This window comes from Dysosmobacter sp. (genome assembly GCF_034093755.1).
In the GTDB taxonomy this organism is placed as follows: domain Bacteria; phylum Bacillota; class Clostridia; order Oscillospirales; family Oscillospiraceae; genus Oscillibacter.
In genome coordinates this window covers 1-11,463 of the sequence record NZ_JAXEBZ010000038.1, presented here as the reverse complement: position 1 = coordinate 11,463, position 11,463 = coordinate 1, and the positions used below count along the sequence as shown (strand labels likewise).

Sequence of the window (11,463 nt, the reverse complement as noted above, 5' to 3'; positions counted from 1 at the left end):
CTTGTGATTCGGGGGAAACGTGCTATAATCGGGGGATGACCGGCGAATCCAAGGGAAATCTGTTCCGTCTTTCCGCTGAATTTTGGGGAGGAATTCTGATATGTCACTGAAAGAGCGAGCCTCTGATTACTATTTCAATCTGGGCAAGGGCTGCGCCGAGGCCATTGTGCTGGCCGCCGGTGAGGTGTACGGCCTGAACATCAGCGAGGCCGAGGCGGGGCTGTTTGCCGGCTTCCGGGGCGGCATGGGCTGCGGCGGCACCTGCGGCGCCCTCACCGGCGCCATCGCCGTGCTGAGCCGGAAGTACAGCCGGCGGGAGGACCTGGCGGAGCTGTGCGGCCGGTTCGCGGAGACCTTTGAGCAGACCATGGCCTGCGGCGCCGCGGACTGCGATACCCTGTCCGCCCGGTACAAAACGGAGGCCGGCCGCTGCCGCGCCGCCGTGGAGCTGGCCGCCGGGGCGCTGGAGGCCTTCATTGACCGGCTGGACGGCCGTGCCGCCGCGCCTGCCGGCGAGGGCTGCACCCTGCGGCCCGAGGACATCAAACGGGTCAAGGCCCTGGGTTTCCTGCACCAGAAGGGCACCAACAAATTCAACGGCCGCGTCATCACCCGCAACGGCCGCATCACCAACGACGAGTGCCAGGCCATTGTGGACGCCGCCAGACAGTACGGCGACGGCCACATGATGTTTACCACCCGCCTGACGGTGGAGGTCTCCGGCATCGACTACGGCGACATCGACGCCTTCCGGGCCGCCGTGGGCAAGGCGGGTCTGGAGACCGGCGGCACCGGCAGCAAGGTGCGCCCCGTGGTGTCCTGCAAGGGCACCACCTGCCAGTACGGCCTGTACGATACATACGATCTGAGCAATGAAATCCACCGGCGGTTTTTCAAGGGCTACGCCGACGTGGCCCTGCCCCACAAGTTCAAAATCGCCGTGGGCGGCTGCCCCAACAACTGCGTCAAGCCGGACCTGAACGACCTGGCCATTGTGGGCGCCCGGACCCCCGGCTACGATCCGGAAAAGTGCAGGGGCTGCAAAAAGTGCCAGGTGGAGACCGCCTGCCCCGTCCACGCGGCGAAGCTGACGGACGGCCGGCTGGTGATCGACCACGCCCTGTGCAACAGCTGCGGCCGCTGCGTGGGCAAGTGCCCCTTCCACTGCAATGACGAGGGCGCCTACGGCTGGAAGATGTTCGTGGGCGGCCGCTGGGGCAAGCGGGTAGCCCACGGCCAGATGCTGAGCAAAATCTTCACCGACCGGGACGAGGCGCTGGACGTGGTGGAGAAGGCCATTCTGCTGTTCCGGGATCAGGGCAGGTCCGGCGAGCGGTTCGCCGACACCGTGGAGCGCCTGGGCATGGAAATCGTGGAGGCGCAGCTGCTGGGGGATGACCTGCTGCGCCGGAAGGCGGAAATCCTGGGCATGAACGTGGTGGGCGGCGCCACCTGCTGACTCCCGCAGGCTGAATCTTCCCGCTGCCCGGCGGAAGCGGAATCCCACCTCCGCCGGGCATCGTCTGCCGGGACGGCCGTCCCGGAAATCACCCGCCGATTTTCCGGTTTTTCCTTGATTTGCGTCGAAAGAAAGGCTATCATCGGAAGCGGAAGATTCGTGGCGGAAAGGAGAGAGTTCTCTTTGAACCAGAAGAATGCGCCCTGGCTGCTGCTGCTCACATCCGCCATGTGGGGCAGCAGCTTTGTGGCGTCCAAAATCTGCATGAACGGCGGAATGCGGCAGTTTGAAACGGTGTTTTTCCGGTTCGGACTGGCCACACTGCTGACCTTTGTCCTCTTTTACCGGCAGCTGCGCCGCCCCCACCGGCGGGCGGTCCGCACCGGCATCATCGTAGGGCTCATCACCGTCTGCTCCTACACTCTGGAGATGTTCGGCATCACCATGACCCAGGCCTCCAAGGCCTCCTTCCTGACGGCCACCAACATTGTGATGATGCCCTTCCTCTACTTCCTGTTCTGCCATGTGAAGCCGCGGCTGGGGTCGGTGGGCGCGGCGGTGCTGGCCTTTACCGGCGTGGGCTTTCTCAGCCTGACCGACGGCTTCGGCTCCTTCGCCCTGGGGGATGCGCTGCTGCTGTCGGACGCCCTGACCTACGGCCTCAACAGCATTGCCGTGGCCATGCTGGCGGGGGAGGAGTCCCGGGTGGAGATCAGCTTTTATCAGTTTCTCACCACCACGGCGGTGATGGGAGTGCTGTCTTTGTTTCAGGGGTTCAGCGCCGGCTACACCGCGCCGGCGGTGGCGGCCCTGGTCTATCAGGCGGGCCTGCCCACCGTGGCCTGCTACATTCTCAAGAACATGGCCATCCGCTACATGGGTCCGGTGCGCTGCACCATGATCCTGTCCACGGAGAGCATTTTCTGCGCCATCGTGTCCCGGGTGCTGCTTCATGAGGTGCTGACGCCCCGGATGCTGCTGGGCGCGGCGCTGATTCTCACCGGCGTGCTGATGGAGGTGCTGCTCCCCGTGCTGCGGCAGCGGCACGCCGTTCCCGCCCATCAGGGGTGATTGCGCCGGGAGCGCTTCACGTCCCATCCGCCGGAAAGGAGGCGTTTTGATGTCAGATCCCCATATGTCCATGGACCAGGCCGTGCGGCAGGTGCAGACCCTGAGTCCGCTGCAGCAGCAGTCCCTGGCGGTGCTCTCCCTCCCGCTGCCGGAGCTGCAGGAGTATATTCTGGAGGAGATCCGGGACTATCCGCTGCTGGAGGTCCGGGCCAGACAGGCGGAGAGCCTCAGCTCCATCGTGGAGTCCGCCCGCCGGGAGGAGTCCCATTCCGGGGAAAATGACCGGGAGAGGGAGGCCTCCTTCCGCTCCCGGGACGGGGAGTGGGTGGACCCGCTGACCTTCCTGGGCACCAAAATCTCCTTTACGGAGGACCTGATCCAGCAGGTGTCGGTGCTGGACCTGCCGAAAGAGCTGCTGTCCCGGTGCATCTATATCATCTATTCCCTCTCCCCCAGAGGCTACCTGCAGGACAGTGACGAGGAGCTGGCCCGGCAGATGGGCGTCTCGGTGTACGATGCCCGCCAGGCGGTGTACGTGGTGCAGAGCCTGTCGCCGGACGGGGTGGGCGCCCGGGACCTGTCGGAGTGTCTGGTGCTGCAGCTGGCCCAGTCCCCCTATTTCAACGAGTATACCGTGCGCATCGCCAAGGACCATCTCCAGGACCTGGCCGCCGGGCGGTATGACCGCATCGGCCGGGCGCTGGGCATCTCCAGCAAGGAGGCCCTGCGCTGGTGCAACGAAATCCGAAAGCTGAACCCCATCCCCAGCGAGGGCTACCATGCCCACGGCTACACCCAGTTCGTGGTGCCGGAGGCCTTCGTGACCATGGAGCCGGAGGGGGTGACCGTGCGGATGAACGACGAGTCGATGCCCGCGGTGGTGCTGCCGGAGGAGTACCTGTCCCTGCCGGAGGCGGGGGATGACCCGGACGCCCGCCGCTTCCTGAAGGAGCACCAGCAGCGGGCGGCGCTGCTGCAAAAGCAGATCGACATGCGCGGCACCACCCTGGAGCGGGTCATTGTGTGCATGGCGCAGCTGCAGCCGGAGTTTTTCCGCTCCGGCCGGCAGGCCCTGCGGCCCATGACCATGCAGCAGGTGGCGGACCGGCTGAACGTCCATATCAGCACCGTCAGCCGGGCTGTCAGCGGCAAGTACATTGACACGCCCATGGGGGTGGTGGCCCTGCGGAGCCTGTTTTCCGCGCCGCTGCCTGCCCAGGGGGCCGCGGTCAGCGCCGCCGGCGTGAAGGAACGGCTGCGGGAGCTGATCCGCCGGGAGGACAAAAACCATCCCCTGACGGACAGCCAGCTGTGCGGCGCCCTCCGGGGCCAGCACATCCAGATCTCCCGCCGGTCTGTGGCCAACTACCGCTGTGAGCTGGGCATCCCGCCTGCCGCCGCCCGCCGCCAGGCCGGAGAGAGCGGAATATAAATGCAAAAAAACCGCCCGTCAGGGCGGTTTTTTTTTCATGGGTGAGACCGGTCAGAAAAAGAGAGTTTCCAGAATTTCCTCCTCCGTGATGCCGCCGAACCGCTCCTGCAGGGGGAAGCGCTCCAGCACCGCCGCCACCGCCTCCCGGGTGAAGGGGGCGCCCTTCAGGGCGTCGGTGACGTCGGTAAGGGGACAGACGGCCAGGAAATCGCCGTAGAACACCAGGTCGGTAATGTGTCCCTGCTCCACGGACAGGCACACCTCCAGGGTTCCGGCGTCCCAGCGCCGCTTGTTGGACATGGTGTACCTGGGGGAGCGGCCGTAGGTCCACTCCCAGGTGTCATATTTGGCGCGCTTCAGCTGCGCCACCGCCTCCAGTTCCTCCGGCGTCAGCCGGCCGGGGACAAAGTCCCCGCCTGCCAGCTCCTCTTTCAGATACGCCCAGAATCCGGGCAGGTCCATGTCCCCGCCCAGGAAATCCCGGATGTTTCCGATGCGGCTGCGGACGGACTTGGCGCTTTTGGACCGGAACTTCTCCGGGTCCGCGTTCAGCGCCCCGGCCACCATCTCCGGGTTGGCGTCAAACAGCATGGTGCCGTGGTGGAGGATGCGCTGGCGATACAGCCGCTGGGCGGTGCCGGAGACCTTGCGGCCGCTGACCAGAATGTCATTCCGGCCGGAGGCCTGGGCGTCCAGCCCCAGCTTCCGCAGGGCCTTCACCACCGGGAGGGTGAACTGCTCCATGGTCAGCCGCTCCGCGTCGGCGGCGTCGGTGATGAAGGAGTAATTCAGGTTGCCCAGGTCGTGATACACCGCGCCGCCGCCGGTGGTGCGCCGCACCACCCGGATGCCGTGGGCCTCCACAAAGGCCCGGTTGATCTCCGCGGCGGTGTTCTGGTTCTGGCCCACTACCACGGTGTTGTCATTCTGCCACAGAATCAGGTAGTCCCCCTGGGTCCACCGGGTGAGAACGTACTCCTCAAAGGCAAGGTTGTAGGCGGGGTCCTGGGAACCGGTTTCCAGATAAATGACGTGCTGGCTCATAAGCTGCTCCTCTCTGAGAAAACCCGGACCGCGCCGCGGACGGGTCCGGGTGGAATTCCCGCGTGTAGAATAGGATACCGTCCGGCGCCGGAAACGCAAGCCGGGGATTTTGGCGCTTATACGACGATCTCCGCCCGGCTGCCGCCGGACTTTTCTTTCGTGACAACGATCTGCTTGTCGATTTTTTCTTTCAGCTCCGCCACATGGGAGATGATGCCCACCAGGCGGTTGCCCTCTGTCAGGCCCGCCAGGGTCCGGTAGGCCTGGTCCAGGGACTCCGGGTCCAGAGAGCCGAAGCCCTCGTCCACAAACAAAGTGTCCAGGTGGATGCCGGTGGACATCTGCACCTCGTCGCTGAGGCCCAGGGCCAGGGCCAGGGACGCCTTGAAGCTCTCACCACCGGAGAGGGTCTTGACGCTGCGCTCGGAGCCGTTGTAGTGGTCGATCACGTCCAGCTCCAGACCGCTCTGGCTTCTCCCGTTCTCCGCCACCGTCCGCCGCTTCAGATCGTACTGCCCGCCGGTCATCTTCATCAGCCGCACATTGGCCCGGGCCACGATCCGGTCGAAATAAGTGGTCTGGATATAGGTCTCCAGCATGAGCTTCTCCCGGCCGGCTACCTGCCCGTTGGCGGTGTTGGCCAGAGCGCGCATCCAACGCAGCTTTTCCTCCAGGGCGGTCAGCTGGTCGGACTTGGCCCGGATGTTCCCGCGGGAGGCCGTGTTGGCGGTGATGCGGGCGTGAACGGTCTTTTGCCGCTCCGTGATGGCGTTCTTCTGGCCGGTCAGCTCCTCTTTCCTGGCCGCCTGGGCGGCGCTGTCAATCTCCGGCAGTTCCGCCAGCTGGCTGCGCAGCTGACGGATCTGGGCGCTGAGAGCGGTCCATTCCTTCTCGCAGGCGGCATGGGCTTCCTCCGCCTGCTTCAGTGCCTCCTGCAGCGTTTTCAGCCCGGCCTCCCGGGCTGCCTTTTCCGCCTGGGCCGCCGCCTTGCCGGGGAAACTGAGTCTGGAGCGGAGGGCCTTGATCTGCCGGTCCCATTCTTCGGCGGAGGCCTGCAGCCTGGCCATGTTCTCCTTCAGCGCCGTGAAGGTTGTCTCTTTTTCGGCGGCGGCAGCTTCCTGTTCCGGAATCAACCGATCCAGCGCGGCCTTCCGGTTTTCGTCCTGCTCTGCTTTGCGAAGCTGCTTCCGGAGATCGGCCATGGAAGCGTCCAGTGCGGAAACGGCAGCAGCCGCCCGGGCTTCGGCTTCCTCAACCGCCGCGCCGTCCAGCAAAGATTCCAGCTCCTTCCGGATGGCGTCCCCGGCGGTGGCAACCTTGCCCTTCTGCTCGCCGGCTTTGCGGCTGGCGTCTTCCGCTTCCCGCTGGGCCTGCGCGGCGGCGGCCTTTGCTTTCTTCACGTCCGCCTCGGTGGGGGCGCCCTCCGTCAGAACGGCGGGGGACGGGTGCTCTGTGGAGCCGCAGACGGGGCAGGGGACGCCTGCCGCCAGGGTTCCGGCGATGATGCCGGCCTGTTCGTTCAGAAAGGCCCGGTTCTTGCCCTCGAAGGCGGACTGCAGCCCGGCGGCGGTGGATTCCTTCTCCATGTAGTCCCGCTGCAGCTTTGTCAGCAGGTTCTGCTGGGTGTGCAGGTTTTTCACGTCGGCAATCAGGGATTCCAGCCTTTGCTTCCGGTCGGACTGCTCCTGCATTTGGCGGAGCAGCTTTTCCTTTTCCGCTCCGGCGTTTTCCAACGACTTCCGCTCCTGCTTCAGGCGCTCCAGCGCTTCCAGCAGGGCCGTGTGCTCCTGCTGGGCCTTCGCTGCCCCGGACTCTGCCTGTTTCCACTCGGCACTTGCCTGCGCCTGCTGAGCAATCAGCTTCTCCAGCTCGTCATAGCTGGGAAGCAGCAGCTCCAGCTCCGTGATCTTCTTCTGGAGGGCATCCTGCTCCGGCTTTCTCGCCCGCTCCGCCTCCAGCGCGGCCTGCCGCTGCTCCAGAAGGACGGCCGCTGCCTTCTCGGCGTCTTCCGCGGCTTTCAGGGCGGCGGCGGTTTTTTCCCGGTGCTCCGCCTTCGCCATCTGGGCGGCGGCGTCCTCCAGGGCCTTCTCCACGGCGGTCAGCTGTTCGCCCAGCTGCCGCTGCAGCGCCTCATCCTCCGCCAGGGACCGGTCCAGCAGCTCCGCCACCTCCGCGATGGGCAGGTCCCCCGCGTTTGCAAGAGGGCTGCCCGGTTCGCACACGATGCCGTCCACATACTGGCGGATGCTGAGGCGGGTGTCATCCCACTGGCTTCTGACCGCGTTTGCATCCTCGCTGAGCTTCTTCTGGAGGACCACATACAGGTTCGTGTTGAAAATGCTGCGGAAGATCTCCTGCCGTTCCCGGGTGCCCGCCAGCAGCAGCTTGAGAAAATCGCCCTGGGCGATCATGGACACCTGGGAAAACTGCCCCCGGTCCAGCCCGATGATCTCCCGGATGGCGGCGTTGACCTCCTTCAGCTTCGTCACATCCTTGCCGCCGGGGCAGATGAGCCGGGCGTCGGCGGCCTGCCGGGTCATCCCCTCGCCGCGGCCCTTGGGACGCATGTACTCCGGGTTCCGCCGCACGGTGTACTCCCTGCCGCCGTAGGCGAATTTCAGCTCCACCTCCGTGGGGGTTTTCGGGTCGGCGTACTTGGAGCGGAGCATGCCCGGCTCCCGGCTGCTGCCGCTGGCCTCGCCGAACAGGGCAAAGCAGATGGCGTCAAAAATGGTGGTCTTCCCCGCGCCGGTGTCGCCGGTGATGAGATACAGGCCGCTCTGCCCCAGCTTTTCAAAATCCAGTTCCATCGTTCCCGCGTAGGGGCCAAAGGCGGAGATGGTCAGTTTCAGCGGTCTCATGCTTCACCCTCCCAGATTCGTTCAATCAGCTCCCGGGCGTAGGTTCTCTGCACCTGGCTCATGGGCTGGTTGTTCTGCAGTTGATACAGCTCTTCCAGCAAATCCAGGGGGGATTTGCGGTGGAGGTCCTCCACGCTGTCGATCACCGCACTGGTGCGGGTGCGGGCGTTGTCGTAGGTCAGCTTCATCAGGTTGGGGTAGATGACCCGCAAACGGCCCATGGCCTCCGGCACGTCCTCCTCGTCCGTCAGGATGATGTGGAGGTAATCGTCCACGGCGGTGCCGGCATAGTTGCTTTTTGCGGTCAGCTGTTCGTAAGTGCCCCGGATTTCCCGCAGGTCATGCCGGGGGGGCAGGGGGACGGTGCGGACGTTCAGACAGCCCTTCTCCCCCAATTCCACCACGGTGACGCTCTTGCGGTGGCCCGCCTCGGAGAAGGAGTATTTCAGGGGCGTGCCGCAGTAGCGGATGCGGTCGCTGCCGATGTTCTGGGGGCCGTGGATGTGGCCCAGGGCCACATAGTCGAAGCCCTCAAACACGGACGAGTCTACATTATCGCTGCCGCCCACGGAGATTTCCTCGGACTCGCAGGTGGCGGCGCCGGTGACGAACTGGTGGGTCAGCAGCACGTTGCGGCCGGAGAAGTCCGCCCCCATGTGCCCGATGGCCGCCCGGATGGCGTCGGTATAGCTCTCAATGGCCTCGTCGGGGAAGCAGCGCTTCACATGGATGGGCTTCACAAAGGGCAGCAGCCAGAAGGTGACTGTGCCGTGCTCGTCGGACAGCGTGACGGATTCCGCATTTCCGCTGTAAACCGGGGAGACATGGATGCCGGCACCCTCCATCAGCCGCCCGCCGAAGGCCAGCCGCTCGGGGCTGTCGTGGTTGCCGCTGATAATCAGCACCGGGAGGTTCCGCTCCGCCAGACGGCAGAGAAAATCGTCCAGCAGGGTCACAGCCTCCGCGGAGGGAACGGACTTGTCGTAGACGTCGCCGGCGATCAGCACGGCGTCGGGATGCTCGCTGTCAATGATCCCGATGATCTGGGAGAGAATGGATGTCTGCTCTTCAATCATGGAAACCTCGTTGACCCGCTTGCCGATGTGCAGGTCGGACAGATGGATGAATTTCATAGGCCACCTCGGAAGGGAGTTTGGATGCTGCCAGTATATCGGATTCTTACAGAAAGGGCAATAGAAAACCCCCTGCCGGTGAGCCGGCAGGGGCGCAATTCCAAATATCGGGGCCGGCTTTGCTCCGCTGAGTCATGCAAACAGTTTTTCACTCAGAATTCGTTTACGACGCGGAGATCTTTTGCGCGTGCAATCCGATCCGCAGCACTGTTCTTGGGGGTGCAGATCGTCAGATTGGGGCAGCCTTCAAAGGTGTCATCGTCTTCCCACATAGACTCTACGCTTTCGGGGATGACCACTTTCCGCAGATTCGGGCAATTTGTAAAGCAATCTTCCCCAATGGATTTCAGCGTTTGGGGCAGGACAATTTCTTCAACGGTTTCGTTGTCAGAGAAGCAGCCCATTTCCAGGAAGGTGACACCATCAGGGACAATTACAGTCTTGGCGGTTCCAAAATACCCGTAAAGGGTTGCGCTGTGATCTTCCTCGTCATAAGACAATGCAAATCCGTTCTCATCGGGAGCAATCCCCATCGTGGAAAGGATTCCCAGTGTGCTGCCGAAGGGGTCATCGTCCTGCTCGTCCCCGCCGGACTCTTCATATTCCTCAAATCCGGGCAAATCACGGAAGGACATGGTGAAATCAAATACGGCTTCATCCCGCTCGTAATCAAATGTAAAGTGTTCGGCGAACTCTTCCTTCAGAACATACATACCGGCATCTTCGTCTTTGTCGTATTTTTTCAGTTCTTCCTCGCTCAACGCAAAGTCGCCGTCTTCAACACCGCAGATCGGAAGACAGGGAGCAAGGTTGTTCTCCCGGATCACCTGATCGCCCTTGTAGTGGAACCGCTCGGGACACTCTCCGGCTTCATCCAGGCCGCACACTTCCAGCTCAAGCTGGAACCTGGCGGCTTTTGCGGCGAGGGTCTCTTCCGCGTCAACATTCACCATGCTGCCCGTGACAGACCATCCGCATTCGCCGCGGACATACATCATATAGTCCGTTTCCGTTCCGTTCTCTGCTATTACACGCGCGTCATAGCAGGGAATGCCGGAGTTCAGCATCGCAAGGCAATTTTCCTTGCTTCCTCTCATTCGCATTTCAAACCAACAGATATTTGCCATAAACGGGTCCCTCCTATGAATGTAATCTGGCTGAGATTTCTCTGGGCTGCTCCAAATCGTTCCTGCGCGAATGGATCAACATGACAGGGATAACAGCCTTTGGGAAATTTCGGGATGCCAATCGAATCCTTTGAACTTTCGGCAGGATCACAGGCGGCAGGCTGCGAGTTACTTTTTGGAAATATATCTTCGTTTTTTAATATAAAAGTAAACTTTCGATGTGGTGATTATAGTCCAAAGACGCTCAATAGTCAATCCCTGTTTGGCCCAAAACGCAGAGAATCCTGTAGGATTACAATACATGTTGGACAAGTAAATAAAAAGGATGAAGGATAGGGCCTTATCGGTTAAAGTTGAGTTACCACACCACAACTTAACGAAAGGGGGCCATATCCTTCATGAGCAAGAGTATAACACAGGACATGGCGTACAGGCAATCCTTAATGAAGTATGCGGCAAAATACGGTGTCAGCCGGGCCAGCCGGAAGTACAACAAAAGCAGGTCTTACATTTACTTCTGGCGGGCTCGCTGGGATGGAAGTGCGGAATCCCTTGCCTGCCAGTCCCGGCGTCCTCACAGCCACCCCAACCAACACACAGAGGCAGAACTCAAGTTGATCCGGAATATGCGCCGCAGGAATCCCACGTTGGGCATGGTGGAGCTATGGCACCGTTTGAGACAGCGTGGCTATACCCGTCGTCCGGAAAGTCTGTTTCGGGTCATGCGGAAACTGGGACTGTTTCCCGGTGAAAAGCCAAAGAAAGCCTATACGCCCAAGCCCTATGAGCAGATGACCTGTCCCGGTCAGCGAATCCAGGTGGATGTGAAAGTTGTCCCTCGACGCTGCATCACAGATCCAGAACTTCGCCTGTTCCAGTATACTGCCATTGACGAGTTTACCCGCCTGCGCTTTCTGGCGGCTTATCCGGAGCAGTCTACCTACTCCTCTGCCGATTTCCTGAAAAAGCTGGTAAAGTGGTATGCCCGCCGGGGTATCCAGGTGGAGTGTGTCCAGACAGACAACGGCTTTGAGTTCACCAACCGCTTTTCCAACAGTAAACGGGACCTGCCTACGTTATTTGAAGCGACAGCGAAAGAACTCGGCATCCGACACAAGCTCATCCGGCCTTACACCCCACGGCACAATGGCAAAGTAGAGCGCAGTCACCGGGAAGACCAGAAACGCTTCTATTCTTCCCACAGCTTTTACTCCCTTGCGGACTTCGAAAAGCAGCTTGCCATCCATAACCGCCGTTCCAACAACTTTCCCATGAGGCCTCTTGGCTGGCTATCTCCTTTTGAGTTCTCTGTCCAATATGTTTGACAATCCTACAG

The 11,463-nt window shown here is 62.0% G+C and carries 8 protein-coding genes; 4 read left to right on the top strand and 4 right to left on the bottom strand.

The window, feature by feature from the left end; translation table 11 throughout:
• Positions 1–100 precede the first annotated feature (100 nt).
• From SOX55_RS05100 to rpoN, 3 genes are all read left to right on the top strand, one after another.
• Entirely contained in the window at positions 101–1,459 is a 1,359-nt protein-coding gene (locus SOX55_RS05100; protein WP_325286355.1) for a C-GCAxxG-C-C family (seleno)protein, read from the top strand.
• A gap of 183 nt (positions 1,460–1,642) precedes the next feature.
• The gene (locus SOX55_RS05095) at positions 1,643–2,530 is read left to right on the top strand and encodes a DMT family transporter (protein ID WP_325286354.1); all 888 of its coding nucleotides are present in this window, start codon (positions 1,643–1,645) and stop codon (positions 2,528–2,530) included.
• A gap of 49 nt (positions 2,531–2,579) precedes the next feature.
• Positions 2,580–3,962 (top strand): RNA polymerase factor sigma-54, encoded by a 1,383-nt coding sequence (gene rpoN / locus SOX55_RS05090; RefSeq protein WP_325286353.1) that lies wholly within the window; start codon positions 2,580–2,582, stop codon positions 3,960–3,962.
• Positions 3,963–4,013: 51 nt separating this feature from the next.
• Here rpoN and SOX55_RS05085 read toward each other — a convergent pair whose 3' ends face one another.
• From SOX55_RS05085 to SOX55_RS05070, 4 genes are all read right to left on the bottom strand, one after another.
• Positions 4,014–5,006 carry a lipoate--protein ligase gene (locus SOX55_RS05085; protein WP_325286352.1) on the bottom strand — a complete coding sequence of 331 codons (993 nt, stop codon included), beginning with the start codon at positions 5,004–5,006 and terminating at the stop codon, positions 4,014–4,016.
• 116 nt (positions 5,007–5,122) lie between these two features.
• Positions 5,123–7,867 (bottom strand): SMC family ATPase, encoded by a 2,745-nt coding sequence (locus tag SOX55_RS05080; protein ID WP_325286351.1) that lies wholly within the window; start codon positions 7,865–7,867, stop codon positions 5,123–5,125.
• Positions 7,864–9,000, bottom strand: a complete 1,137-nt coding sequence (locus tag SOX55_RS05075) for an exonuclease SbcCD subunit D (protein WP_325286350.1) — start codon at positions 8,998–9,000, stop codon at positions 7,864–7,866. Before SOX55_RS05075 ends, SOX55_RS05080 begins: the two co-directional genes overlap by 4 nt.
• Positions 9,001–9,152: 152 nt before the next feature.
• A complete protein-coding gene (locus SOX55_RS05070; protein ID WP_325286349.1) occupies positions 9,153–10,127 on the bottom strand; it encodes a leucine-rich repeat domain-containing protein in 975 nt (324 codons plus the stop codon).
• A 653-nt stretch (positions 10,128–10,780) separates the two neighbouring features.
• Between SOX55_RS05070 and SOX55_RS05065 the strand changes: the two genes are divergently transcribed.
• Positions 10,781–11,452: a DDE-type integrase/transposase/recombinase gene (locus SOX55_RS05065; RefSeq protein ID WP_325286412.1), complete on the top strand. Its 672-nt coding sequence runs from the start codon at positions 10,781–10,783 to the stop codon at positions 11,450–11,452.
• The last annotated feature ends 11 nt before the right edge of the window (positions 11,453–11,463 follow it).